We start from the raw sequence: 25,587 nt of genomic DNA, 5'->3' as shown, positions 1-25,587 counted from the left end.
TGTCGATTCAGTTAATAAGCTCACGATAAAACGCTTGAAAGCTAGGTGCAGCAAGAAAACCTTGCGAGCGACTATCCAGCATCGCGCCGCGACGATTGAGTACAATCCCGTAAGGAGGACGTAACGGAATTTGCGCATCCCATACACTTTCCAAATACTTGCGTAAATCAGCAAGGCGATCCGGGTTAAAGAATTGGCACTCGAATACATCATTCGCGACTTCTTTCCAGAGTTCACGAACAGACGATTCTTTAGTAGGATCTAGCCATGCTTGAGTAACCGCATTTCGCAAACGATCATCTAGCAACGTATTATCAATGGGTGATTTCTGATCACGTTCGCTTTTTTCCCACTCTTTCCACGCTTGACTCAGTAAGTCACTATGACTATTCCAGAATTCTTGTACAGAAGGGGCACGATGGAGCATGTCTTCTCGTGAAGGCAGTTTTAATGCGCGTGCCTGCTGAAGTTGCGTGATTGACATAATTAACATTAGCTCCTAGTGAATGTGTTGATATTTGTAATAGGAAGCGCAAATTTATTACATTCATTTTTGAAGATAAATAAGACAAATATGGAAACAGTATCAACATTTTATATATAATCGAGGGGGTACCATTAGCTTATAAGTTCTTAACTACGTTAGGATAATTTTGAATGGTAGGCTTGATTGGGAAGCCAGTAAATTGCTCACGGCATCAGAAAGTGGGTAATCAGTTCATGTTTTTTCATCAAACAATGCATTTAGATTATCTATTTTACGCGCTTCGATAACCCGCCCATTATCACATTCTAACAACCAGCCATTAGGTGCCTGAAAAAGCTCGTCATTGATCGCGGTTTCCAGCATTTCACGAGTCGATAAGTGCAATGAACCTGTGTAAGTAAGAGGCATCATTACATCTTCATAAAACCATTGTTTGGCATAACTTTTTTGAGGGTTTATCCCATTTAATTCGGGAGGGGGGCCGGACTTACCCACACCGGGGGCGGGTTTAATCAAATCCTCAAGGCTTACATGCTCCCACTCAACGTCTGTTTCAATACTTGATTCACCGGTGGGTTCAATCGGCAGTGCAATATGATTATCATCGTGGGTCGTCATCAGCGACTTCAAATAAATACAATCATCAACAACCTCAAAACTAGCGTCGAAGCCTAACACCTGTGCCGTCGATAATTCATAAGCCCCAATACCATGTTCATACGGTGAAAAAGGAATTTCTCGTATTAGCCAATACAGTCTATTTTGAAACCTAATACTTGAGTAAGTTTGATCCGTCACAAAGCAAGCTATTAAAAGTAAATTACGAAAAGATTAATGAAGCTTATTCGAAAACAAACAAAAAAGCCCGCAAACCATTTGATTTGCGGGCTTTTCTTCAAGCTTTCAGGAAGCTATGAGTTAATAGGGGATGATTACATCATGCCGCCCATTCCGCCCATACCGCCGCCCATGCCGCCCATATCAGGCATGCCACCAGCTGCGTCATCTGCAGGTGCGTCTGCGATCATAGCTTCGGTGGTGATCATCAAGCTTGCAATTGATGCTGCAAACTGAAGTGCAGAACGAGTCACTTTAGTTGGATCAAGAATACCCATTTCTAGCATGTCGCCGTAAGTGTCGTTACCTGCGTTGTAACCGTAGTTACCAGTACCGTTCTTAACTGCGTTAGTTACGACAGAAGCTTCTGCGCCAGCATTAGATGCGATTTGACGTAGCGGCGCTTCCATAGCACGTAGTGCTAGTTTAATACCGTGTGTTTGGTCTTCGTTGTCACCTTTCAAGTCAGCGAATTTAGCTGCTGCACGAACTAGCGCAACACCACCACCTGCAACAACGCCTTCTTCTACCGCTGCGCGAGTAGCATGAAGTGCATCTTCAACACGTGCTTTTTTCTCTTTCATTTCAACTTCAGTTGCAGCACCCACTTTAATGACTGCTACACCGCCAGCTAATTTAGCTAGACGCTCTTGAAGTTTTTCTTTGTCGTAATCAGAAGAAGATTCTTCGATTTGACCACGGATTTGAGCACAACGACCTTTGATCGCTTCTTCGTCACCCGCGCCATCAACTACGACTGTGTTGTCTTTATTGATAACAACACGTTTTGCAGTACCTAGGTCTTCTAATTGTACTTTTTCAAGTTCAAGACCAATCTCTTCAGAGATAACAGTACCACCAGTTAGTGTAGCGATGTCTTGTAGCATTGCTTTACGACGGTCACCAAAGCCAGGCGCTTTAACAGCAGCCACTTTAACGATACCGCGCATATTGTTTACAACCAAAGTAGCTAGCGCTTCGCCTTCAACATCTTCAGCAATAATCAATAGAGGCTTAGATGCTTTTGCAACACTTTCAAGCGTAGGTAATAACTCACGAATGTTAGTAACTTTTTTGTCAACCAATAGGATATAAGGGCTTTCTAGTTCAACAGTGCCATTTTCTTGGTTGTTCATGAAGTAAGGAGATAGGTAACCACGGTCAAACTGCATACCTTCAACAACTTCTAGTTCGTTTTGAAGTGCTTGACCTTCTTCTACAGTGATAACACCTTCTTTACCCACTTTATCCATTGCTTCAGCGATAAGGTCGCCTACTTCTGAATCAGAGTTAGCTGAGATTGTACCCACTTGTGCGATTGCTTTGCTGTCAGCACATTCTGTAGATAGGTTCTTAAGTTCTTCAACTGCTGCCAAAACAGCTTTGTCGATACCGCGCTTAAGATCCATTGGGTTCATACCCGCAGCAACTGATTTTAAACCTTCAGTTACAATAGCTTGTGCTAATACAGTTGCGGTAGTTGTTCCGTCACCAGCTTCATCATTTGCTTTAGACGCAACTTCTTTTACCATCTGTGCGCCCATGTTCTCGAACTTATCTTCAAGTTCGATTTCTTTTGCAACAGACACACCATCTTTAGTGATGGTAGGAGCACCGAAAGATTTGTCTAGAACAACGTTACGACCTTTAGGTCCTAAAGTAACTTTTACTGCGTTAGCAAGAATGTTAACGCCTGCAAGCATTTTGTTGCGAGCGTCATCAGAAAAACGTACTTCTTTAGCTGCCATGTTTAATTTCCTCTTATTCTGTCTAATTGATTACGCTGTTATTCAACAACCGCAAGAATGTCGGCTTCGCTCATGATAAGCACTTCTTCGCCATCAAGCTTTTCGGTTTTTACACCGTAACCATCATTAAAAATCACTACGTCGCCAACTTTAACGTCAAGCGCTTTTACTTCACCACTATCTAAAACTCGACCGTTACCTACAGCAACAATTTCACCGCGAGTTGATTTTTCAGCCGCAGAACCAGTCAGCACTATGCCACCAGCAGACTTACTTTCTTGCTCTTGGCGTTTAACGATAACGCGATCGTGTAAAGGACGGATTGCCATTTTCAAATCTCCTGAAAATTCCAATTTTAAAGTTAATATTCCCGAAACTCGGGGTTTGAGTTGAGCCTAATGTCTCAACTCGAATGAATGTCTGCGTGCAAAGATGGGGATAGCCGTACTGACTTCAAGGGTTTATGTTAAAAAAAAATCAAATTTAATGGGATTTAGGCCTGTTTTTTAACAAAACAGCGAAATGACTCAGTTTAAGAACGATAAAGTATTTTAATTAAGTGAAAACCAAATTGCGTTTTGACTGGACCATGTATTGTCAAAAGTGGCTTTTTAAACACGACATTATCAAAAGCTTTGACCATTTGACCGGGCTTAACTTCGCCTAAATCACCTCCGCGTTTTGCGGATGGACAGATTGAGTTCTTCTTTGCCAACTGTTGAAAGTTTGCACCTTTTGCGAGCTGCAATTTTAACTCTTCGGCTTTTTGTTTGTCTTTTACGAGTATATGGCATACACCGGCTTTCATTTCTCTGGCTCCTTATCACCATACCTATTTATCTTGAGTTCGACTCATATACGTTCTAGCTAGTTGGGATTAGCTCTGTCATTATACCCGTATTTCGTCATTATCATGAGTTCTAATCTAATGAAAAAGCTTTTGTCTTTGTCGTTTCAAGGCTTAGCCGCTATTTTACCTTTGTCGTTGACACTGTATTTTATTTATTGGTTTATGTCCGGCGCAGAAGCGTTACTCTTTCCCTATGTGCCTCAGCAATTCTATTTTCCGGGAATGGGAATTATAACCGCCTGTGTCATTATTTTGCTTACCGGTTTATTGGTGAATGTGTTTTTTGTCCGCTGGATAGTGGCTACCGCGAATAGACAAGTAGAAAAAATTCCTTTGGTAAAATCTATATTTGGCGCAATTCGTGACACATTAACGGTATTCCAAATTAGTGATAAAGAAAATTCGAAAGCGGTAGTGTCAGTTGAAATACAGCCTAATATGCATCTAATTGGCTTTATAACCGCTGACCAAGTTGCTGAGGAAGTATTCCAAGATGAAGATAAGATTGGTGTCTACATTCCCCTGAGTTACCAAATTGGTGGGTATACCCTATATGTTAGTCGTCAGCAAGTTACCAAGCTAGAAATCGGTGTAGAAGAAGCGATGCGAATCGCATTAACCGGTGGTGTTAAAGCCAAACAAGTCTAATGCGAACCACAATTAACGATCAGGTGGAGAGTCGATTTTTGGACGGCTCTCAACTTCATCTTTGTCGACATACTCGCCTTCAATAACGTCTCCGTCTTGTTGCGTCTCTTGCCACTGGGTACGATTAGAATAAGTGGTTTGAGAGTAGCTACTGTTGCCTGCTTGACCAGACACCACATTCACCGTCATTTTCTTTAATAAACTTTTCGCTATCAAGGGACGAGTAAAGGGGAGTGACAGCGCAAAACCTAAAGCATCAGTGATAAACCCCGGGGTAACCAATAGCACGCCTGCAATTACCAATAACAATCCTTCAGCCATTTCTTGCCCTGGCATTACACCAGATTGCATTTTTGCTTGCGCTTGCATTAAGGTCGATATACCTTGTTGGCGCACTAAATAAGCGCCTATAAAAGCAGTAACAATGACAATCGCGACTGTGTTCCAGCCACCGATTTGTTCACCGACATTCACAAATAATGCAATCTCTGCAATAGGTAATATCGCAAACAGAATAAACAATTTACCAAACACAATGCGCTCCTTACTTAAAAACTTGATCTGGGGCCGTTTTTTAAATTAACAAGATACTTATGAGACCAAGCAAGTATTGAATTCTATACAGAGTTAAGAGATCAAAACTCTTTTTTTTGAAATACTTCTCCTATTATGCAGGTCAACTATGGCCAAAGCACGAAAGGTGTAATAATGAGTTCACAATTTTGTATAGTATTAACCACTTGTCCAACAAAGAAACAAGCTGAGAAAATAGCGAGTGAATTAGTCAATCTTAAACTCGCAGCTTGCGTACAGATTTCTCAGCCGATTTCTTCGTTTTATCATTGGGAAGATGAAATTGTCACTGACTCAGAAATGCATTTAGTGATTAAAACTATGTCGAATAAGTTGGAGCAAGCATATAAGTTAACCTTAAGCATGCATCCTTATGATATTCCGCAATGGATCATTCTCGATAATGTCTCTAGTAGTGAGTCTTATCTAAATTGGATTAAAAGTAGCCTTAAATGAAGTTTAAACATCTTATATTGGTCGCCGTTTTAGTATTATTTCCGTGGGCAAGTATTGCCCAGAGCAATCAAGCTTTTGAAGATTTATTCGCTGACGAACCTGAATTTTTGCCCGTTGAACAAGCGTTTCAATTTGATTTCGATCAACAAGGTGAGCAGCTAATACTGCGTTTTACGATTGCGGAAGGTTACTACTTATATCAAAACCAATTTAAGACAGTGGTAAAAAATGCTGAGATTAGTCAGCCTGTTTACCCAGAAGCAAAAATCAAAGAAGATGAGTTTTTTGATGAACCTCAGCCGGTGTTTTATGACCAGGTAGATATTAATTATACGGTTGAATGGTCTGAAAAAGATGCGGTTGTAAAGCTTCAATATCAGGGCTGTGCAGATGCAGGGTTATGTTATCCCCCAACGGTTCAGGTTGTCTATTTAGATCAAGTAGGTGGGGCGAGGGACGCTTCTTCAGAAACGCAAATATCGCAAAATAGCTCAGCCAATAAGAGCGATGATGAGTTACCCGTATCGCAACAATTCGAGTTAGCAGATTTACTTAAAGGTGAGCAATTACTTATCTTGAAGTTAGCAATTTTTCTGCTGTTGGGTGTTGGGTTAGCATTCACACCTTGTGTTTTTCCAATGTATCCTATCCTATCAAGCATCGTGATTGGTCAAGGTAAATCAATCAGTACATCGAAGGCCTTCAGCTTGTCATTTATGTTTGTGCAAGGGATGGCAATTACCTATTCAATTCTGGGGTTGGTAATTGCATCGGCCGGTGCTCAGTTTACTGCTTACTTACAAAATCCCTATATTTTAGGTGTGCTAATCGTGATTTTTGTGGCTCTTGCATTTGTCATGTTTGGAGCATACGAATTGCAGTTGCCTTCTAAGTGGCAAGAAAAACTTAATGGTTTGAGTAATAAACAAAAAAGTGGCAGCTTCATCGGTGCATTTGTTATGGGTGTCATCGCTGGCTTAGTGGCTTCTCCTTGTACTACCGCTCCTTTGACGGGGATCTTGTTATTTATTGCCGAACAAGGCGATCAGGTTTTAGGTTTCTTCGCCCTGTATGCACTGAGCCTAGGCATGGGTATTCCGCTCATTGTGTTTGGTGTGACCGGAGGGAAATTGTTACCTAAAGCAGGTAATTGGATGAATATTGTTAAAGTAGCATTCGGCTTTATGATGCTGGTTGTTGCATTAACCTTTTTAGAAAGATTAGTAACTAAAATCTGGATTGAGTACCTTTGGTCAGCGCTTGGCCTGGCAACTTTTACCTATTTCTACGTGATGAATCAGAATAGTCCAGCAACGCTTTGGAAAGGTGTGCGCAGCCTAGTGATATTTATTGGATTGTTCGGCTCAATTTTGTATGGCTATCACCAATTTAATCAAAGCCGCAGTAGCGCTCAATATTCTGTCAACAATTCAATAGATTCACAGCAATCAATACACCATCAATTTGTGTTGGTAAAAAATTTGCGAGATTTTGAAAGCAAATTGAAAGCAGCTAACGCTGAAGGGAAAACGGTCATGGTCGACTTATATGCCGACTGGTGTGTGGCCTGTAAAGAATTTGAAAAATATACTTTCCCAGATCCTGCAGTGCAAAGCGCCTTGTCGAATACGGTCTGGATGCAAATAGATTTAACTGACAATACTGCGGTCAATATCGAATTTCAAAAAGCATTCGATGTGTTGGGACTACCGACGATTATGTTTTTTGATACTCAAGGCAATGAATTATCTTCTGCAAGGGTTACTGGTTTTATGAAAGCCGCCCCCTTTGCAAAACATGTTAATCAGGCGCTTAATTAAAACGATCTATCAGCCATATGGCTAGACTTTTTTAGATTAAGAGGCTTATTGAGGCCAATAGGTAAAAAATAAGAAAGCCGTATTATTCAGTTTTAATGCGGCGGTTCAAAACGCTTATTTAACTGTGAACTACACTAACCAACTTTTCGCAATAAGATCCGCTGTTTGCTCTTCCGGCACTGGCTTCGAATAATAATAACCTTGCAGATGATGACACCCATGTCGCTTGAAGAAATCAATTTGCTCTTTTTCTTCTATTCCTTCTGCTACACAATACATGTCTAGGCTTTCGGCCATCCGCAATGTAGTCAGAACTAATGCTTCGTTACTCTTATTGTTGCCGATGTCATCCACAAAACTCTTATCAACCTTGAGGACTTGAATGGGAAACTCCTTCAAATACTTAAGTGAAGAATATCCTGTGCCAAAATCATCAAGAGCAATAACAAATCCATGTTGACGCATCGAATCCATGTATTCCAAAGCACGTTCATAGTCTCTCATTAGGGCACTTTCGGTAATTTCAAAGCGTAACGACGACACGGGTAATCCATATTGTTCAAGTAACAATACAATATGGTCAATAGAAATTTGACGTTCGAAGTGACGTGCAGACAGATTGACAGACAAATATATCTCACGTCCTTTACTTTGCCATTCACTCAATACCGGCATGGCTCGTTCTAAGGCATCCCACGTCATATTTTCAATTAACCCTAACTCTTCAGCGACTGGGATAAACTGATCAGGAGGCACCATGGAGTCCTTTTCTGGCCAACGCATCAATAATTCGAACCCGACGACTTGACCACTCGTAATATTCACAATTGGTTGGTAATAATTGATAAACACTTTGCTTTGGTGTGCTTTTTTAAGGCGATTTTCCATTAACAAGCGCTCTTGCGCTTTTTCATTCATATGCTCAGTAAAGTATTGGAACTGACTACGGCCTTGCTCCTTCGCGTGGTACATCGCTAGATCGGCATTTCTTAAAAGCTCTTCAGGCGTGCTGGCATCACCAGGATAAATCGCGATTCCTACGCTTGAAGATACACTGACTGTTTGATTACCTAATTGAATAGGGGCTTCCAGAATATCGATTAGTTGTTGCGCTAAAATGCTGAGGCGATCTGGATGTTTCACCTCTTCAACCATGACGACAAATTCATCGCCACCAAGACGGGCAACAGTATCATCTTGCCGTAGTAAATTCGTGAGGCGTTGTGCTACGACAATAAGTAATTCATCTCCTGCTTTATGGCCTAAGCTGTCGTTAACTTGCTTGAAACGATCGAGGTCGATGAAAAACACCCCCATTTTTGATTTATGTCGGGCGGCATGATCAATTCCGTGTTTTATCCGATCCAACAACAGGGTTCGATTGGGTAGATCCGTTAAGCCATCAAAGTTTGCCAAGCGACGTAATTCATTTTCCGCTTCTTTTTGCTCACTGATGTCAGACATAATCATCAAATAATAATCGATCTCGCCGTGCGCTCGCATACTGGCGATAGAGGTCATATTGATGAGTACATTAGACACCTTCCCTTGGTCGATAACTAACTGCTCTTCTCCTTTCCAGTGACCTGTGACATTTAGCTCAGAAAGTTTTTTCCAGAATCGTGGGGGATATTCCGCATCCAATTTAAAAAGTCGCGTCAATTGAATCTTTAAGTCGCCATCTTCATTAATACCGAAAGCCTCACAAAATGCCGTATTAACTGCTACCGGTACCATTTGTGTGTTAAATATGACAACCCAATCACGAGTATGCTTAAAGGCCTCACCAAACAGTCTGACTTTCTCTCGATCAGCAACCGTCTCTGTGACGTTACTATAGGTTCCGGCAACAACCCTCTCTAAACCAACTTTATCAACGACTTCATTACCCACATCACGATACCAAAACCATTCACCTAGTTTGGAACGCAATCGGTACGTCACGTCTAAGCCATCGCTTTCTTTGTCTTTGAATGACTGCCAATTCGAAGCAAAAATAGCCGTATCTTCCGGATGAATAAGATCGACATGCTGTTCAAAACTAATTAGATTGTCTTCATAGTCATAGCCCAATTCTTCACATATTCTAGGGGCATAAAATTGATTAGTTTTTGAACGCCACTCCCACACATTACTGTTACTTGCACTTAATGCTAAAGACAGTCGATTTTTACTTTCCAATGCTTGCGCATGGGCTGCCATCACTTGTTTATTTTGTAAGTCACGCCGATACCACCAAAACAACACCAAAGACACAAAAATAAGGACATAAAACGCATAAGCAACAGGCGACAACCAAGGTGAATACTGCACATTTATAAACACAGTAGCAGGTTCGCTTTCTGAACCTGTTATGGGGTCGAAAGCCGTTGCAGAAAACACATAATGGCCTGGTTCTAGCTTCGGAAAAGTCACCTGAGAATCGGTAGTAGCAGGGTAAATATAACTGTCTGCGCCATCTAGTCGGTACTGATATTGGGTGGTGCTTTGATGCTCGAACGCTAAAGTTGAAAACTCAATTGCTAGGCCAGCATCTCTGTGCGCTAGTGAAACAACACGTTTATCTAAATTGACCAGCGGCATCTCTAACGAATTGGATTTTAGTTTAATGTTTGTAATCGAAACTTGTGGCGGGTTCCCGTCGTGCACTTCAAACGACAAAGGATCAAACACAGTAAGACCTTTTTGTGAACCATAAACCAGTCGGTTATCAAGCAACACCAAATGTGACAAGCCGTTAAATTCTTTGCCGTCTAAACCTTGGGAAATACCGTACTGCTGTAAATAAGGACCTGTCGAATCAAATTTCAGTAATCCTGCGTGGGAGCTCATCCAAATCGCCCCAGTTTGATCCAAATGAATGCCGTAAATCATATTGCTGGGCAAAAGGTTTTGTTTATCATATCCGTATTTAGGTGTATAAATTGTCGCGTCTAAGCCAACAAGTCCAGCGCCCGGATAGGCTATCCACAAAGTACCATTATCATCTTCAATAACACTTTCAGGGTAAACAGGCTGCCCCATATTCGCACGTTCAAGTTTATGCACGCTTTGTAAGGAATCGGTCTGCGTATTATATGCCCAAAGCTGTTCACGCTCGCTTATCCACAATAGATTTTGATGATGACTGCTTGCTCCCAAAAATCCGTAAGAAGCGCTGGCGTCAATCGTATTGTTTAACGTATCAATACTTGATACTTCACCTGATTGAGCATCATATCTGTAAAACTTTTCTGGTGTACTAAACCAATACACACCACTTTTATCTTTTGCGAAACTGTTTAACCTACTTCCTAACAGTTTCTCTGCTTCTTTATTGTTGCTGTTTGCAGCTGAGAAAGCCTTAGTTGATATATCAAAAGCCCAAAGTCCACTATCTGTATTTAACAGTAACGTATTGTTGCCCAGAGTTTCCAAATCTCTGATTCTTGCGCTTTGCGCGCCAACTACGTCATCGGTAAACCAATGACCAATCAATTCGTGTTCGTCTAAATCGTAATAATTAAGACCATTGCTAGTACCAATCCAAAGTCCTTTCTCATCAAACTGAGCAAATGACTTCACACTATTACTACTTAACTGAATTTCGTCCTCTCGGTTTTGACGTACATTTTCGAATTTCACGCTTTGCGTAGACCAGTATAAAGCGCCGTCAAATGGAGAACCAATCCACAGATTGCCTTTTCTATCCATTTCTACCGCAGTAACATTATTGGAAGATAAATATTGGCGACTATCGATTGGACTAAAATAGTGTTGTAACTGCGCAGAAGTAGGGTCGTAGCTAAATAAACCTATATTTGTGCCAACGTAAAGCGTGTTATTGCTGGTTTCGAAAATTTCAAGCACGGGTGAATCTAAAGCATGGTCAGATACTTGAATTTGATTATTTTCACCAACTGTTAAACTAAACAAACCTGTATTGCTGCCAACCCAAATCGTCTGATCTGCGCTGAGGACTAATTGATTAATTGACTCACTATTTAATCCACCTTTGAGCTTTATTTGCTGTACTTGTTTAGAGGCTAAATCAACCAAAAACAACCCATCATTGCGCCCTAATAACACCGCACCATCTAAAAATTGGGCAGTATTAATTTTGTATTTCGCTTCTTGCTTGTTGGCCGGGAGTTGATACAACAATGACGCTGTAGCTAACGTAGAGTTGACGATATAAACACTGCGTTCAGTAGCAACAATAATCTGCCCGTTGGCCAATTGATTAATATCAGTAACTCGATCTGACCAGGTACTATTTTGGGTAACAAAGCTTTCAATAAGAGATGTTTTACCGGTGCTGGTTTCAATTTTGAACAAACCTGAACGACCTGTTCCAACCCAGATATTCTTATTTTCATCTTCAAAAATGGTATCAATTGAAATGTCGGCTAACTGTTTTTGACTTCCCTCAAAGTGCACAACCCTATAGCCATCAAATCGATTTAATCCGGATTGAGTTGCAACCCATAAAAAACCACTGGAGTCGATTAGCAGATCATTAACCGTATCTTGCGAAAGTCCTTGGGAAGTAGAAAGTTGAATAAATTTGGGTTCGTTAATTAACGGGGCAGCGGAAGCTGATGAAATTGCCCCAAACAATAGAAGTACGAACAAACCTGAGTTAAGTAACTGACGAATGCAAGTTAACCCGATGAAAGCATACCTTTTTTTAAGCTTTTCAAACAAACTAAAAAGCACTCCAGTGACGAATCGATTAGTTAGCGATGTTGAATTTATGTACCAAAGCAAAGCTTACACCGAATTAACCAAAATCAATAGTAGTAACTGTATGATAATCATATCGAATTAGTCTAAAGCTTGTGTCGTTATTGATAGCATTCGATTTTTTAAAAATCGTCTACTTATGTTGTCCTAATGGATTATCTGCTAGCGCGTACCGAATATTTTGTCTCCCGCATCTCCCAAGCCAGGTAAAATATAGCCTTGGTGATCTAATTTTTCATCAATTGACGCTACATATATTTCAACATCAGGATGTTTTTTGATGACTTCCTTAATCCCTTCCGGCGCAGCCACTAAGAATAAACCTAGAATTTTTTTACACTTTTTGCTCTTCAGTAAATCAATGGTGGCAATCAAGGTTCCACCAGTTGCCAGCATAGGATCAACTATCAAAGCAGTTCGCAAGTCGACATCTTTTACGACTTTGTCAAAATAGGCAACGGGTTCTAACGTTTCTTCGTTACGATATAAACCTACGACACTTATTTTTGCGTTCGGGATCAATTGTAATACACCATCTAACATACCTAATCCAGCGCGAAGAATCGGCACGACGGTTATTTTTTTACCTTTTATTTTAGCAACTTCAATCGCTTTACCCGTCCAACCAGAAATTGTCGTTTTTTCGGTTTTTAAATCGCGTGTCGCCTCGTAAGTAAGTAGGTTGCCTACTTCACTTGCCAATTCGCGAAAATCTTTACTGCTGATACCTTTTGCACGCATGAGTCCAATTTTGTGCATTATTAATGGATGTTTTATTTCATGTACCGGCATACGCTGCGCCCTATTTCAAATAATCAGATTGAACAAATTTAATTAACTCAGGATAAAACGCCAAAAAGCCTTGTTCAATCACTTGGTGGTTGTGGTTCACAAAATGATAGCCTTTTTCAGCAAATATAATTCGCATATTTAGTCGTTTTTCGATTTGCAGAAACGCGTTCAAGCAGTTTTTTCTTGTTTCATAAGTAGTTAGCCAACGATGTTTAAGTAATCCACCGCGTACTTGCTCAAACCGTCCATCAATTTGAACCGTCTCCATTCGCAACTGTCGATAAAAGTTGTCTAACACGGCCTGCTTCGATTGCTGGGTATAAAGCTGCCAATGCACACTCAATAAATGATCGAAATATATATCGATGAGTACGCCAGACATTCGCCTCAACTCAGAGGGAAATGTAGCGCGAATCGACTTTACAATAGCATGGCTATCGGTAAATGCATCGATTTTGCGGTGCAAACGCACGCCATGGCGAATGTCAGCTGGAAGATGCTGTAAATGACTTCCTTTTACAAAATCTCCTAGAAAATTTCCCAATAAGCTCGTTTCCGAAATATGAGCTAAGTGAATGTGAGATAAATAATTCAAACTAAGGCCTTATGGTCTAAAATAAGAAAATAAAAGCAGCCAACTTCGCTGATAAGACCAGTATTTTGCTGCTAATTAACCACTATTCTCTATAATTACTACAAACAACTTTTAATTGATTGTTTTTCAGGCGTTTCTTATTTGACTTTGTACAGGTTTACGTTAAGAGTATCGCAACAATGAAATTTAAAAGAAGATAGCGACAAATTCGTGAAATTTTTATTATTGAACGGGCCAAACCTAAATATGCTGGGAAAGCGTGAACCCGCTATATATGGTTCCAAGACTCTACAAGACATTGTAGATGAATTGAAAATTCTAGCAAATCAAGAAGGCATTGAACTGCTTCATCTGCAGTCTAATGCTGAGCATGAGCTGATCAACAAAATTCATTCTGCTATGGGTGACACCGATTTTATCATTATTAATCCCGGTGCATTTACTCATACTAGTGTGGCTATACGAGATGCATTGCTAAGTGTCAGTATTCCCTTTATAGAAGTCCACCTTTCAAATGTGCATGCCCGAGAAGAATTTAGAAAACATTCCTACTTATCTGACGTTGCCAAAGGGGTAATTTGCGGATTGGGAGATTACGGTTATAAAGCAGCACTAATCGCTGCTAAACAACATTGCCAAAATTAATTTAATGAGTAACTAAAGAGAGCTTAAATGGATATTCGTAAAATAAAGAAATTGATAGAACTAGTAGAAGAATCTGGTATTTCTGAACTAGAAATTACCGAAGGTGAAGAATCGGTTCGTATACACAGAGCCAGTGCTTCACCACAAGCTTCTGTACATTATGCACCAGCACCGGCTCCTGCCCCTGTTGCAGCACCAGCTCCTGCTCCAGCCGCTTCAGCACCTGCACCAGCAGCTAGCCCAGAAGTGTCTGGTCACGTAGTAAAATCGCCAATGGTAGGAACATTTTATCGTTCCGCATCGCCTAGTTCTCCCGCTTTTGTCGAAGTAGGTCAGAAAGTCAATGTTGGCGATACGTTATGTATTGTAGAAGCAATGAAAATGATGAACCAAATTGAAGCTGACAAAGCAGGTGTAATTAAACAAATTTTGGTCGACAACCAAGAGCCTGTGGAATTTGATCAACCAATGTTCGTTATTGAATAAGCGAGCTTATTATCATGCTTGATAAAGTATTAATTGCAAATCGAGGCGAAATAGCTCTTCGAATTCTGCGTGCGTGTAAAGAGATGGGTATCAAAACTGTCGCTGTACACTCCACTGCAGATAAAGACCTGAAACACGTTTTGTTGGCAGATGAGTCGATCTGTATTGGCAAAGCTTCAGCGACTGAAAGTTATTTAAATATCCCTCGCATCATTGCTGCTGCTGAAGTATCTAATTCAGTTGCCATACATCCCGGATATGGTTTTTTAGCCGAAAATGCAGAATTTGCAGAAGCGGTTGAAAAAAGCGGCTTTATTTTCATAGGTCCGAAACCTGAAACCATTACATTGATGGGTGACAAAGTGTCAGCCATTAAATCAATGAAAAGCGCAGGCGTCCCCTGTGTGCCTGGTTCAGACGGTCCGCTTAACGATGATCCAGAACGCAACAAAAGCATCGCCAAACGTATTGGTTATCCCATTATTGTTAAAGCAGCTGGTGGTGGCGGTGGACGCGGAATGCGTGTTGTACGTGGCGAATCTGAGTTAATCAATGCGATTGCCATGACTAAAGCAGAAGCGGGCGCTTCGTTTGGCAACGAAATGGTTTACATGGAAAAGTTTCTTGAAAATCCTCGTCACGTTGAGATTCAAGTACTTTCTGATGGTCAAGGTAATGCCATACATTTAGGTGAACGTGATTGCTCGATGCAACGTCGTCATCAAAAAGTAGTTGAAGAAGCACCGGCACCAGGTATTAATTCAGAAACGCGCGAGCGAATCGGTGAACGATGCCGTAGAGCGTGTATTGAAATTGGGTATCGCGGCGCGGGTACTTTTGAATTCTTGTATGAAAACGGAGAATTTTATTTCATTGAAATGAATACCCGTATACAAGTTGAGCATCCAGTGACAGAAATGATCACCGGCGTAGATTTGATTAAAGAGCAGCTTAGAATTGCCGGTGGCCAACCGCTTTCGATTGAACAGAAAGATATTCAGATCCGAGGCCATGCTATTGAATGTCGAATCAATGCTGAAGACCCCGCTACATTTATGCCAAGCCCCGGAAAAATCAATATGTTCCATTCTCCGGGTGGTTTTGGGATCCGTTGGGAATCACACATTTACGCTGGCTATAGCGTTCCACCGCACTATGATTCAATGATTGGAAAATTGATTGCATATGGTGAAAATCGTGATGTAGCCATCGCCAGAATGCGTCATGCACTTGACGAACTGGTAGTAGACGGCATTAAAACCAATATCTCTTTACAACAAAGTATTATGGCGGATGAAAACTTTTTCAATGGTGGAACTAACATCCACTATTTAGAAAAGAAATTAAAATTAGATTAGTCTGAGACAATCTTATTAAAACGGTCTGTGTGATTAACCTTACACAGACCGTTTTTTTTATCCATTTCAGTACGTATATTTAATTTCGCCAATTAATTTTATACTTGAGCTGAACTACTTGGTTGTAGTAAGTTTTTGTCTCTTCAAGCATTTTTCGGAAAAAACACCTGTGCAACTAAGACCATTGTTAGTTAGCGTTATTCTATTTTTTAGTACATTGCCGTGTTTGGCCCAGATCGATACCACTATGGGTGAGCATAATAAAAAGCCGCTATGGGAAGCTGGTGTAATCAGCGCTGCTTTTAATACGCCCGAATATCCAGGAGCTAGAGATAATCACAATAACGCATTTGCCGCGCCATTTTTTATTTACCGGGGTGAAATAGTGAGGGTTGGTGAAAATAGCGTCGTTCGAGCAGTTGCAGTTGAAAAGGATTGGCTAGAGATCGATTTATCCCTAGATGCAGCTTTTAGCGCTGATTCGGAAGACGATTCAATTCGTGCAGGCATGCCAGATTTGGATTTTGTATTTGAGGTTGGTCCGCAAATTAAATTCAAACTTTATGAAAGTGCAAAACAACATACGGGTATGCAACAAGTGCAATTTAGAGTGCAAACACGCGCTGTATTTTCCACAGACTTTTCTTCCATCACCCACAGAGGATACGTTTTTAATCCCGAGTTGTCTTATCAGTATGTTGGTGCGTTTCAGGAGAAAGACCGTTTTCGATTTAATATTTCGCCTGTTTGGGCAACAGAAAAACTGCATGATTATTTTTACCAAGTTGATAGCCAATACGCCACTGAGCAAAGACCTGAATACGATGCATCTGGAGGATATTTGGGTTTAGAATTTTCTGCAGGTTACATGTTCAACGCCAGCCCTTCTGTTCGAGTTTTTGTGAGTGCCGCATATAGCTTGCTTAATCACGCTGCAAATGAAAATAGTCCGCTTCTGGTAGAGAACAATACCTACGCGTTTGGTGCAGGTGTGATTTGGCGAATTCGAAAAAGTGAGCAATACCAGAACTAGTTTGGTAAACACATCTGCAATCACCTGCCGAGTCGATAAAACATTGATTTATATCAATCATATAAGCCGATTAAATTGAGCCAGATCAACTAGTCAAAAATCCTCGTAACGTACACTTCCTCCAATCACTAATTAATCATTTAGAAGTTGGAGAATCACATGAAAAAACACACTATTTTAATAGCCGCGGCAATCGCTCTTGCCACCACCAATGTCAGCGCTTTTACAAGTGGCGATATGATTTTACGTGCAGGTATTACCCATGTCGCACCGGATGAATCAAGCAGTAATGTTTTTATTGGTAGCACTGATGTGGGGGTTGGCGTAAATGTAGATAATAACAGTCAGTTGGGGCTAAACTTCGCTTACTTCTTGAGTCCTAATTGGGCAATTGAAATATTAGCTGCCACACCATTTGAACACGACATTGGATTAAATACGGTTGGTCCATTAGGTTCAACAAAACATTTACCGCCTACTGTGTCAGCAAATTACCATTTCCTCGACGCCAACAGTGCGTTTCAGCCTTATGTGGGTGTTGGCATTAATTACACTATTTTCTTCAGTGAGGATTTTACCGCAGCTAACCAAGAAGCTGGTTTTAGTGACTTGCAGCTAGATGATTCAGTTGGGCTAGCAGCCCAAGTAGGCTTTGATTATATGCTAGATAAGCACTGGTTTGTGAATGCGTCAGCACGTTACATAGACATTAACACGGAAGCAAACTTTGAAAACAACGGCACCGCTGGGGTCGTTGATGTAGATATCGACCCTTATGTTTATTCTTTAACCATTGGTTACAAGTTTTAATCCGCGAATTTAAGCAAGGGTGCAATAGCGCCCTTCGTTCTTCTGATGTTTTGCATTATTTCCAAAAAGCAAAAATAGGAGTATTAACTAATTACACCTTCTTCCCTCCTGACCTCTTTACTCAATAATGATTTAATGCGATTCTAAAATGCTGCTTTGCATAGTAGAAAGGAGAAGTCTAAAGGATTGCAATGTAAGGCTTGGTTTCAACATATGAGGTTTACCAAGTCAGCAAAGGAGCATGGTCACATGTTAAATATTCCAAGTTCGATGCTTGAACATCAACAGAACTTCATTCGCTCATTAGTCACATTAATATCTGCTGATGGCAGATTTGTTGGTATTTCTTTATCCGGATCTGGTTCAGAAAATAAACTGGATAGATTTAGTGATTTAGATATCGTTTTAGCGATTTCAACGACTCACGTCACGCAAGTGATGAAAGAACGCAAAATGTTAGCGAAACAGATGGGCAAACTACTGACCTGCGCTACTGGCGAACATGTAAATGAACCACGATTGTTAATTTGCCTCTTCGATGATGTCGAGCCTCTGCATGTGGATCTAAAGTTTGTCAGCATCGAAGACGCCCACCAAAGAGTGGATAACCCGTTGGTGCTTTGGGAAGTTGATAATGTTTTAACTAACACATATCAGCATGATGAAGGCCACTACCCAATAAACCCACCCCAGTGGTATGAAGATCGCTTTTGGATTTGGATACACTACGGCGCAAGTAAAATAGCCAGAGGCGAGTTATACGAAGCAATAGATTTAGTGTCGTTTATTCGACAAGTTGTTATCGGCCCTATTGCGATGGCAAATAACGGATTTGAACCTAACGGAGTGCGCAAAATTGAGAACAAACTGCCATTACTTGCTAAACAATTAAATAGTACAATCACGCCAAGAGAGAAAATGCCATTGTTTAACGCATTAAGAACCTTGGTTGAGATATACATTTCACTTCGTCAAGCAAATCTTTCTCAATTAGAATTGAGAGACGCAGCGCAACAAGTGGCCTTATCTTATTTGCAAAAAGAAGAACAAACGACAGATAAAAAGGATTACAAATGACAATAGGTGCAGTTTTACCTCTCAGCGTGAGAGGAAGTTACGATGTAGATGACTTAGGTAGAACTGAAATTCTGTTTAAAACCTTGGACGCTTTTTGTGAACCTGGCATGTTCTCAAAATTTCTCATTGTTACCCCACCTGATGAAGTGCAAATTGTTAGCGAAAAAGTACAGAAATGGTCGCAATTTAATCCTGTGGTCATGTCAGAAGAAGATCTTGTACCTGAGCTTGCCAAACATAGTCAAATGCGTGGATGGCGTAAACAGCAAATAGTCAAAATCGCCGCTCATGAGCAGTTCACAGATGATTTCTACATTACTTTTGATGCTGATGTGATCTGCTTAAAGCCGCTCAGCATTGATAAATTAATCGATCAAGGCAAAGCATTGCTGCAGTATGAACCGCGTGCATTTCACCCCAAATGGTGGAAATCTTCTGCACGACTATTACGCATGTCAGCAGACGTTGGTGATACGTCAAAGGGGATGCACGTAACACCTGCTATTTTATCTACGACCTTAGCTAAACAACTTTGCGAAGAGTTGACCCGAGTGTGGAAGAAAGACTGGGTTAAAGCAGTGTGTTCATTACACAACCCGAAAGACCCAAGAAATTGGCGGATTTCGCGGTTTCTCATGCTCAAATGGACGGAATATTCTTTATATTATTTGTGTGCTATGAAAAAACAGAATCTTGATCAATTTCATATTACCGCAGGAACGCAAACGCATCCGCAACTGTTATTGATACATGATTCACATCCTTACGAACAATGGGATACCGCTAAAAGCTTTTCACAAGAATGCCCTGGGATGTTTTGTGTTGTGGGGAGTAAGTCGCGATTAGAGCCTGAAGAAGTATGGCAGCGTATTAGTCCGTTTGTACCTGCTCAACCAATAGCAAGAAATAAGTAAAATGAACAAACAAAAAAGGCAATCAAATGATTGCCTTTCTTAGTTTTCTTATCAATTCACCAGACAAGTCTGATGATAAATTGAATTAGATAACTTGAATGTTTTCAGCTTGAGGACCTTTTTGGCCTTGACCGATAGTGAATTCAACTTTTTGACCTTCTTTAAGAGTCTTGAAGCCGTCACCAACGATTGAACGGAAATGTGCGAACACATCAGGACCGCCTTGCTGCTCGATGAAACCAAAACCTTTATCTTCGTTGAACCACTTAACAGTTCCTACTACTTTATCAGACATATTATATCTTCCTGTAAAAATTAAATTGGGTGCCAAATTTGGCAGGTTTAGCATAAAAAGAGACCGAACTTAAAAACGACAGGACGAAGAACAACGATATAACAACGAACATGTAGATCTTTAACGAGGTTTTCTTAGCTAGGCGCAGAATACCTTACTTTAGGATTGTGTCAAATTAAATATTTAAAATAGTTCAATTAAATCTGGTATTTAATTTGCGTTTGTTGGTTTTTAGTTCCGCAAAAGAAGCCATTCGATGACTAAAATTAAACGCTAAACTGTTGAATATATGTTCGAATATATTGATTAACGATTAAGCAAAAAACGTTAATTATGCCTTTACCCTAGGGTTATTTCAGGTAAGCGAGTATTAACCATACCCAAAATAGTTTGGGTTGGTTAATATATTGAGCGACGTACAAATTTTACAACCTCTTGATTGAAAGCAAAATAAAATGAAAAAAAATCTATTCATCATAATTGTCACTACCTTATTCGCAATTAATATCACAGCGAAAGAGCAAACCAAGCAAGAAAGTAAAGCAATACCCGAAGCACGTATGAGTGTGACTCAACATAAAGGAAAATTTAACGGTCACAATGTCAGTTATCAAATAAACGCAGGGGACAGCCATCTAGTCGACAAAGAAGGGAAGCCTAAAGCAAGTATTTTTCATATTGCGTACACGCGAACGAATGTGAAAAACGCCGAAAAAAGACCGCTACTTTTTGTCTTTAATGGCGGCCCTGGATCATCATCGGTGTGGATGCATATGGGCTTATTCGGGCCTAAACGCGTAGTTTTGCCCAGCGACGCCGAGCGTGTCGGCGCTGCGCCGTTTAACCTTAAGGACAACCCACTAAGTTTATTGGATATTGCTGATTTAGTGTTTATTGACCCTGTAGGTACAGGATTTTCAAAACCACTAGGCGAATACAAAGGTAAAGCATTCTGGGGAGTAAAAGAAGATGCGGAAATTCTCGCTGAGTTTGTGCGTGTTTATATCACAGAAAATAATCGTTGGAATTCCCCTAAATATTTGGTCGGTGAAAGTTACGGTACAACAAGAGCGGGCGCAATGGTAAAAGAGCTACAAGAAGGTTGGGGCTCTATTGATCTGAATGGGATCTTGTTGATTTCATCAATCATTGATTTTCAAACAGGAGATTTCACCGAAGGGAACGATTTGCCATTTGTCACGTTTTTACCTACTTATGCCGCAACGGCTTGGTATCATGACAAAGTACCAAACAAAGCTGATTGGGAAGATTTATCACAATTTCTCAACGCTACTCGAGATTTTGCCTTAAATGAATACGCAACAGTATTGCTCAAAGGTGCTTTGGCTACCCCGCAAGAAATACAAAATGTAGTGGAAAAACTGCACGCGTTTACCGGACTGAAAAAACAATATATTCAACAATCCGATATGCGTATAAGTGAATTTCCATTTATGAAAGAGTTGCTGCGCGATCAAGGTAAAGTTGTAGGTAGGCTCGATAGTCGATATTTAGGCGAAGACGCCAACGTGGTCACAGATCAATTCGAAGCCGACCCCGCATCTTATGCTATCGATGGTGCCTACACAGCAGCCATTCAGCATTACTTCGCTAACGATATTGATGTAAAGCGCACTGAGCCGTATCACATATTAAGTGGCGAAGTGTTTGGTAATTGGAATTGGTTATATGGCAGTTCAGCACGTAGCCAAGGCTTTATTAATGTTACGCCTTTTATATCTAAAGGGATGCGCCAAAACAAAGATTTCAGAGTCTTCGTTGCGAATGGCTATTACGATTTAGCAACGCCATTTTTTGCTACTGAACACTCAATGAATCATCATGGAATTGATTTGAATCGTGTCACCATGAAATATTATGAGGCAGGCCATATGATGTACGTCCATGAACCATCACTCAAAGCCTTGGTTGAGGATATTCGTACTTTTATTCTTCCTTAAACCACATGCGGAAATTAGTTGGCCACAACTGCATTGTAGAATTGATATTTTTGAACCAACTGTTGGTAATCTTTAGACGTTAAGTATGCGGGTAACACATTATCAAACTCCATTTGCAGTTTATGATTGATAAAACCTGCTCGATATAAATTAGGTGTAAAAAGCTGGTGAATAACAACCTGTTGCTCATCAGCATTTTTTTCAAGCGCCTTTTTTATGTGAGCGAAAATATTCACATCCATAATAATAACCTGAGTCTTTTGGCTAAAAAGGAGTTTCAATTGGCGTGTTTGGTCAGGCACTTCTCTATACGCACGGTTGGCAGAGGCCATTTTAGAGAAATCCTCCCCTAGTACTCGATGCGCTGATTGAAATGCGACTATCGATAATTGAGACAAGTCACTCACTTCATCCAAAACTAAATCGGATGACGCCAATGTTACGGCTACATTTTGATATTGGATATATACATTAGAAAGGCTAATTTTTTTTGATTCAAGCTTACTACTCAAGGTAGTAACCGCATCAATATCGGGCATATTATGGATTTCATAAGAGCGACCGTATGGAATTTGAACGAAATTAGCTTTATATCCCATACGCTCAACAACGTCTTCGATCAATTCGACTTCGAATCCCGATTTTGCCCTATCCATAACGTAAGGAGGTTTATCCCAACCCACCGCGAAATCGATCACATCTTTTGCAAGTGTTTCATTTACAACGAACAAATTAGCGATGTAGTACAACAAAATAAAATACAGCTTATTTGACATCTAAATTATGTTCTTCCGAATATAGATTAAAATTAACGAGCCGACTTTTCTCTTCCTTGATACTATGGCATAACCTCTTTTAAGGAAACCTTGCATGCCTTGGATACAACTCAAAATAAATACTCAAGCTGAAAACGCCGAACAAATTGGCGACATGTTGTCTGCAAACGGTGCACAAGCAGTCACCTTTACAGACGCCAAAGATACACCAATGTACGAACCGAAACCTGGCGAAGTCATGCTTTGGCCAGATACTCAAGTAGTTGGTTTATACGATGCTGAATTTAACATGAAGCGCGTTATAGCCCAACTTGAGAAATCCAAAATATTAGGTAAGGGATTTTACCATAAATTAGACCAACTAGAAGATAAAGATTGGGAACGCGAGTGGATGGACAACTTTCACCCGATCCAATTCGGAAAAAGGTTGTGGATTTGCCCAAGTTGGCGTGACATTCCTGATCCTAATGCCGTTAATGTCATGCTAGATCCAGGACTTGCTTTCGGTACAGGTACCCATCCGACTACTTCACTGTGCTTACAATGGCTAGACTCGTTGTCGTTAGATGACCGCAGCGTAGTTGATTTTGGTTGTGGATCAGGAATTTTAGGCATTGCAGCCTTAAAATTAGGTGCAGCATCTGTCGTGGGGATCGACATAGACCCACAGGCCCTGTTGGCCAGCAAAGACAACGCAAATCGCAATAATGTGGCGGACAAAATCAGTGTTTACTTGCCCAAGGATCAACCCGATATGCAAGCCGATGTAGTGCTTGCGAACATTTTAGCTGGCCCTTTAAGAGAGCTGCGCGAAGTGATAAGTGATTATTGTAAACCCGGTGGCTTGCTTGTTTTGTCAGGGATTTTGGCAACCCAAGCGGAAGAGATCAATCAGTTATATTCAGCAGACTTCGAAATGGAGCCAATAGCAATTGAAGGTGAATGGGCAAGAGTCTCAGGTAAGAAAAAATAAAACGATTAAACGAGGTAATTTTTAGGTATAAAAATTCGCGCTAACCACAAAAAATCGATTAATTTTATTTATTCTGAAAAAATTTACAAAAATAAAAATGGACCAATTAGTCTAGCCAACGAAATTACAACAGGGCGTTACAAATTAATACAAAATAACATAACACCCTGTTAATCAAATAATATTTGTTATGAAGCCTAGATTGAAATCATTTCAAACCACTGGTCGGGCCATGGAAAGCACTATCTGTCAAGGTCTTCAAAGCAAATAAATTATACTTTTGTCTAATATTTAGCCTTTTCAAACCTGTCAAAAAACCGTAATATAGCGCCCGTTTTGACTAGCCGAACATTTATTGTTCAATAACGGGGCCTATTATTTCATGCAGATTGGTCAGTACGAATTAGACAATAATCTCATGTTAGCACCCATGGCGGGTGTAACTGATAGACCTTTTAGACAAATGTGTAAACGTTTGGGTGCAGGGCTTGTGGTGTCAGAAATGCTGTCTTCTAATCCAAAAGTTTGGAATACAGACAAATCTAAGCAAAGGATGGATCATACTGGTGAATCAGGTATTCGCTCAGTTCAGATCGCCGGCGCAGATCCGCAACTCATGGCTCAAGCAGCACAATTAAATGTTAGTAACGGCGCCCAAATTATTGATATTAATATGGGGTGTCCAGCTAAGAAAGTGAATAAAAAGATGGCTGGGTCTGCATTGTTGCAATACCCAAAACTGGTTGAAGAAATTATTCAATCGGTTGTCAATGCTGTCAACGTACCTGTTACGCTAAAAATTAGAACCGGTTGGAACCAAGATAATCGAAACGGTGTCGAAATCGCGAAGATTGCTGAAAATAATGGTATTCAATCCTTGGCGGTGCATGGACGTACAAAAGCCTGTATGTACAAGGGCAATGCGGAATTTGAAACGATTGCGAAAATTAAACAATCGGTCTCAATTCCTGTCGTTGCCAATGGTGATATCAATTGTGCTTTAAAAGCGAAAGAAGTACTTGATAAAACCAATGCAGATGCATTGATGATAGGTCGAGGAGCACAAGGTAACCCTTGGATTTTCCGAGAAATATTACATTATCTGAACACCGGCGTTGAGCTTCCCGCGCCAACTATTGATGAGGTTCGTAGCGTCATGCTAGAACATGTCAGTAACGTCCACCATTTTCATGGTGACTTTATGGGAGCCAGAATAGCCCGCAAACATGTGGGGTGGTATTTAGCAGATCACGACAAGGAACGCGTATTTCGAGCTAAATTCAATTTAATCGAAGATGCTCAAGAGCAACTCGACCAATTGAATACGTATTTTGAAAAACTGGCAGAGTGTCATTCAATGACACCTGCTGCTTAATTTTTTATTAACTAAAGAGCACGATGTTTATGTTCGATCAAAATGTGACTTCACCTTTCACTACTACAGTGACTACACCTTCTCAAACTCAGGCACAAAAGCCTTTGAGAGATTCTGTTAAACAAGCAGTTAACAAGTATTTAAGACAGTTAGATAACACTGACGTTGAAAATGTATACGAGTTAGTTTTAGCTGAAGTGGAAGCGCCTTTATTGGAAGAAATCATGACTTTTACCCGTGGAAACCAAACTCGCGCGGCTATCATGATGGGTATCAACCGTGGTACGCTTCGTAAAAAGTTAAAGCAATACGGAATGAACTAATGATTGGGTTTTCCCCAACCATATTGCAAG

At 40.5% G+C, this 25,587-nt stretch carries 24 protein-coding genes and 1 pseudogene; 14 read left to right on the top strand and 11 right to left on the bottom strand.

Annotation, left to right across the window (positions count from 1 at the left end; all coding sequences use genetic code 11):
* Window positions 1-10 precede the first annotated feature (10 nt).
* From GLIP_RS18320 to GLIP_RS18300, 5 genes and pseudogenes are all read right to left on the bottom strand, one after another.
* Window positions 11-484 (bottom strand): annotated as a pseudogene (locus tag GLIP_RS18320) (2OG-Fe(II) oxygenase); the annotation flags it as partial.
* 234 nt (window positions 485-718) lie between these two features.
* Window positions 719-1,285, bottom strand: coding sequence for a hypothetical protein (locus GLIP_RS18315; RefSeq protein WP_040523505.1), 567 nt, complete (start codon window positions 1,283-1,285; stop codon window positions 719-721).
* A 134-nt stretch (window positions 1,286-1,419) separates the two neighbouring features.
* Entirely contained in the window at window positions 1,420-3,072 is a 1,653-nt protein-coding gene (groL, locus tag GLIP_RS18310; RefSeq protein ID WP_008846183.1) for a chaperonin GroEL, read from the bottom strand.
* Window positions 3,073-3,110: 38 nt separating this feature from the next.
* Window positions 3,111-3,401, bottom strand: coding sequence for a co-chaperone GroES (locus GLIP_RS18305; protein WP_008846182.1), 291 nt, complete (start codon window positions 3,399-3,401; stop codon window positions 3,111-3,113).
* A gap of 203 nt (window positions 3,402-3,604) precedes the next feature.
* On the bottom strand, window positions 3,605-3,880 hold the full coding sequence (locus GLIP_RS18300) for a peptidylprolyl isomerase (protein ID WP_008846181.1): 276 nt from the start codon (window positions 3,878-3,880) through the stop codon (window positions 3,605-3,607).
* Between the two features lie 120 nt (window positions 3,881-4,000).
* Between GLIP_RS18300 and GLIP_RS18295 the strand changes: the two genes are divergently transcribed.
* Complete coding sequence (locus GLIP_RS18295) at window positions 4,001-4,570, top strand: DUF502 domain-containing protein (RefSeq protein ID WP_008846180.1); 570 nt, start codon at window positions 4,001-4,003, stop codon at window positions 4,568-4,570.
* Between the two features lie 12 nt (window positions 4,571-4,582).
* Here GLIP_RS18295 and GLIP_RS18290 read toward each other — a convergent pair whose 3' ends face one another.
* A complete protein-coding gene (locus tag GLIP_RS18290; protein WP_008846179.1) occupies window positions 4,583-5,104 on the bottom strand; it encodes an FxsA family protein in 522 nt (173 codons plus the stop codon).
* A gap of 174 nt (window positions 5,105-5,278) precedes the next feature.
* On the opposite strand from GLIP_RS18290, the gene cutA reads away from it, so the two are divergent.
* Both cutA and GLIP_RS18280 read left to right on the top strand, forming a co-directional pair.
* Window positions 5,279-5,599, top strand: coding sequence for a divalent-cation tolerance protein CutA (gene cutA / locus GLIP_RS18285; RefSeq protein ID WP_008846178.1), 321 nt, complete (start codon window positions 5,279-5,281; stop codon window positions 5,597-5,599).
* A complete protein-coding gene (locus tag GLIP_RS18280; RefSeq protein WP_008846177.1) occupies window positions 5,596-7,419 on the top strand; it encodes a protein-disulfide reductase DsbD in 1,824 nt (607 codons plus the stop codon). Before cutA ends, GLIP_RS18280 begins: the two co-directional genes overlap by 4 nt.
* 129 nt (window positions 7,420-7,548) lie before the next feature.
* Here the strand turns inward: GLIP_RS18280 and GLIP_RS18275 are convergent, their stop codons facing one another.
* The 3 genes from GLIP_RS18275 to GLIP_RS18265 form a co-directional block, all read right to left on the bottom strand.
* A complete protein-coding gene (locus tag GLIP_RS18275; RefSeq protein ID WP_008846176.1) occupies window positions 7,549-12,105 on the bottom strand; it encodes an EAL domain-containing protein in 4,557 nt (1,518 codons plus the stop codon).
* Between the two features lie 201 nt (window positions 12,106-12,306).
* The gene (gene upp / locus GLIP_RS18270; protein WP_008846175.1) at window positions 12,307-12,936 is read right to left on the bottom strand and encodes a uracil phosphoribosyltransferase; all 630 of its coding nucleotides are present in this window, start codon (window positions 12,934-12,936) and stop codon (window positions 12,307-12,309) included.
* A 10-nt stretch (window positions 12,937-12,946) separates the two neighbouring features.
* Entirely contained in the window at window positions 12,947-13,531 is a 585-nt protein-coding gene (locus tag GLIP_RS18265) for an acyl carrier protein phosphodiesterase (protein ID WP_008846174.1), read from the bottom strand.
* Between the two features lie 210 nt (window positions 13,532-13,741).
* Here GLIP_RS18265 and aroQ point away from each other — a divergent pair, with 210 nt between their 5' ends.
* The 7 genes from aroQ (at window position 13,742) to GLIP_RS18230 (ending at window position 19,854) form a co-directional block, all read left to right on the top strand.
* The gene (gene aroQ / locus GLIP_RS18260) at window positions 13,742-14,176 is read left to right on the top strand and encodes a type II 3-dehydroquinate dehydratase (RefSeq protein WP_040523500.1); all 435 of its coding nucleotides are present in this window, start codon (window positions 13,742-13,744) and stop codon (window positions 14,174-14,176) included.
* Window positions 14,177-14,203: 27 nt separating this feature from the next.
* On the top strand, window positions 14,204-14,662 hold the full coding sequence (gene accB, locus GLIP_RS18255) for an acetyl-CoA carboxylase biotin carboxyl carrier protein (RefSeq protein ID WP_008846172.1): 459 nt from the start codon (window positions 14,204-14,206) through the stop codon (window positions 14,660-14,662).
* Window positions 14,663-14,676: 14 nt separating this feature from the next.
* Window positions 14,677-16,020 carry an acetyl-CoA carboxylase biotin carboxylase subunit gene (gene accC / locus GLIP_RS18250; RefSeq protein ID WP_008846171.1) on the top strand — a complete coding sequence of 448 codons (1,344 nt, stop codon included), beginning with the start codon at window positions 14,677-14,679 and terminating at the stop codon, window positions 16,018-16,020.
* 169 nt (window positions 16,021-16,189) lie between these two features.
* Complete coding sequence (locus GLIP_RS18245; RefSeq protein ID WP_153886372.1) at window positions 16,190-17,053, top strand: MipA/OmpV family protein; 864 nt, start codon at window positions 16,190-16,192, stop codon at window positions 17,051-17,053.
* A gap of 159 nt (window positions 17,054-17,212) precedes the next feature.
* Window positions 17,213-17,863 (top strand): OmpW/AlkL family protein, encoded by a 651-nt coding sequence (locus GLIP_RS18240; protein WP_008846169.1) that lies wholly within the window; start codon window positions 17,213-17,215, stop codon window positions 17,861-17,863.
* Window positions 17,864-18,112: 249 nt separating this feature from the next.
* Window positions 18,113-18,940 (top strand): aminoglycoside 6-adenylyltransferase, encoded by an 828-nt coding sequence (locus GLIP_RS18235; RefSeq protein ID WP_008846168.1) that lies wholly within the window; start codon window positions 18,113-18,115, stop codon window positions 18,938-18,940.
* On the top strand, window positions 18,937-19,854 hold the full coding sequence (locus tag GLIP_RS18230) for a DUF6492 family protein (RefSeq protein WP_008846167.1): 918 nt from the start codon (window positions 18,937-18,939) through the stop codon (window positions 19,852-19,854). Before GLIP_RS18235 ends, GLIP_RS18230 begins: the two co-directional genes overlap by 4 nt.
* An 85-nt stretch (window positions 19,855-19,939) precedes the next feature.
* Here the strand turns inward: GLIP_RS18230 and GLIP_RS18225 are convergent, their stop codons facing one another.
* On the bottom strand, window positions 19,940-20,149 hold the full coding sequence (locus GLIP_RS18225; protein ID WP_008846166.1) for a cold-shock protein: 210 nt from the start codon (window positions 20,147-20,149) through the stop codon (window positions 19,940-19,942).
* A 455-nt stretch (window positions 20,150-20,604) separates the two neighbouring features.
* Between GLIP_RS18225 and GLIP_RS18220 the strand changes: the two genes are divergently transcribed.
* Window positions 20,605-22,110, top strand: a complete 1,506-nt coding sequence (locus GLIP_RS18220; RefSeq protein WP_008846165.1) for a S10 family peptidase — start codon at window positions 20,605-20,607, stop codon at window positions 22,108-22,110.
* A 14-nt stretch (window positions 22,111-22,124) separates the two neighbouring features.
* Here the strand turns inward: GLIP_RS18220 and GLIP_RS18215 are convergent, their stop codons facing one another.
* Window positions 22,125-22,886 carry a substrate-binding periplasmic protein gene (locus GLIP_RS18215; RefSeq protein WP_008846164.1) on the bottom strand — a complete coding sequence of 254 codons (762 nt, stop codon included), beginning with the start codon at window positions 22,884-22,886 and terminating at the stop codon, window positions 22,125-22,127.
* Window positions 22,887-22,980: 94 nt separating this feature from the next.
* On the opposite strand from GLIP_RS18215, the gene prmA reads away from it, so the two are divergent.
* The 3 genes from prmA to fis all read left to right on the top strand — a co-directional run bounded on the left by prmA (window position 22,981) and on the right by fis (window position 25,557).
* Window positions 22,981-23,859 carry a 50S ribosomal protein L11 methyltransferase gene (prmA, locus tag GLIP_RS18210; RefSeq protein WP_008846163.1) on the top strand — a complete coding sequence of 293 codons (879 nt, stop codon included), beginning with the start codon at window positions 22,981-22,983 and terminating at the stop codon, window positions 23,857-23,859.
* A 382-nt stretch (window positions 23,860-24,241) separates the two neighbouring features.
* Entirely contained in the window at window positions 24,242-25,234 is a 993-nt protein-coding gene (gene dusB, locus GLIP_RS18205) for a tRNA dihydrouridine synthase DusB (RefSeq protein WP_008846162.1), read from the top strand.
* Window positions 25,235-25,263: 29 nt separating this feature from the next.
* Window positions 25,264-25,557, top strand: a complete 294-nt coding sequence (gene fis, locus GLIP_RS18200) for a DNA-binding transcriptional regulator Fis (protein WP_040523552.1) — start codon at window positions 25,264-25,266, stop codon at window positions 25,555-25,557.
* Window positions 25,558-25,587: the final 30 nt, after the last annotated feature.

The organism is Aliiglaciecola lipolytica E3 (genome assembly GCF_000314975.1).
GTDB classification, from domain to species: Bacteria; Pseudomonadota; Gammaproteobacteria; order Enterobacterales; family Alteromonadaceae; genus Aliiglaciecola; species Aliiglaciecola lipolytica.
Note: the sequence above shows the minus strand (reverse complement) of the source record. Positions and strands in the feature narration are given on the sequence as shown.

What these genes read in the sequence shown, in the direction of transcription:
- groL (WP_008846183.1), bottom strand. Translation starts at nt 3,072, where the DNA reads ATGGCAGCTAAAGAAGTACGTTTTTCTGATGACGCTCGCAACAAAATG.
- GLIP_RS18305 (WP_008846182.1), bottom strand. Translation starts at nt 3,401, where the DNA reads ATGGCAATCCGTCCTTTACACGATCGCGTTATCGTTAAACGCCAAGAG.
- GLIP_RS18300 (WP_008846181.1), bottom strand. Translation starts at nt 3,880, where the DNA reads ATGAAAGCCGGTGTATGCCATATACTCGTAAAAGACAAACAAAAAGCC.
- GLIP_RS18295 (WP_008846180.1), top strand. Translation starts at nt 4,001, where the DNA reads ATGAAAAAGCTTTTGTCTTTGTCGTTTCAAGGCTTAGCCGCTATTTTA.
- cutA (WP_008846178.1), top strand. Translation starts at nt 5,279, where the DNA reads ATGAGTTCACAATTTTGTATAGTATTAACCACTTGTCCAACAAAGAAA.
- GLIP_RS18280 (WP_008846177.1), top strand. Translation starts at nt 5,596, where the DNA reads ATGAAGTTTAAACATCTTATATTGGTCGCCGTTTTAGTATTATTTCCG.
- upp (WP_008846175.1), bottom strand. Translation starts at nt 12,936, where the DNA reads ATGCCGGTACATGAAATAAAACATCCATTAATAATGCACAAAATTGGA.
- accB (WP_008846172.1), top strand. Translation starts at nt 14,204, where the DNA reads ATGGATATTCGTAAAATAAAGAAATTGATAGAACTAGTAGAAGAATCT.
- accC (WP_008846171.1), top strand. Translation starts at nt 14,677, where the DNA reads ATGCTTGATAAAGTATTAATTGCAAATCGAGGCGAAATAGCTCTTCGA.
- GLIP_RS18240 (WP_008846169.1), top strand. Translation starts at nt 17,213, where the DNA reads ATGAAAAAACACACTATTTTAATAGCCGCGGCAATCGCTCTTGCCACC.
- GLIP_RS18235 (WP_008846168.1), top strand. Translation starts at nt 18,113, where the DNA reads ATGTTAAATATTCCAAGTTCGATGCTTGAACATCAACAGAACTTCATT.
- GLIP_RS18230 (WP_008846167.1), top strand. Translation starts at nt 18,937, where the DNA reads ATGACAATAGGTGCAGTTTTACCTCTCAGCGTGAGAGGAAGTTACGAT.
- GLIP_RS18225 (WP_008846166.1), bottom strand. Translation starts at nt 20,149, where the DNA reads ATGTCTGATAAAGTAGTAGGAACTGTTAAGTGGTTCAACGAAGATAAA.
- GLIP_RS18220 (WP_008846165.1), top strand. Translation starts at nt 20,605, where the DNA reads ATGAAAAAAAATCTATTCATCATAATTGTCACTACCTTATTCGCAATT.
- GLIP_RS18215 (WP_008846164.1), bottom strand. Translation starts at nt 22,886, where the DNA reads ATGTCAAATAAGCTGTATTTTATTTTGTTGTACTACATCGCTAATTTG.
- prmA (WP_008846163.1), top strand. Translation starts at nt 22,981, where the DNA reads ATGCCTTGGATACAACTCAAAATAAATACTCAAGCTGAAAACGCCGAA.
- dusB (WP_008846162.1), top strand. Translation starts at nt 24,242, where the DNA reads ATGCAGATTGGTCAGTACGAATTAGACAATAATCTCATGTTAGCACCC.
- fis (WP_040523552.1), top strand. Translation starts at nt 25,264, where the DNA reads ATGTTCGATCAAAATGTGACTTCACCTTTCACTACTACAGTGACTACA.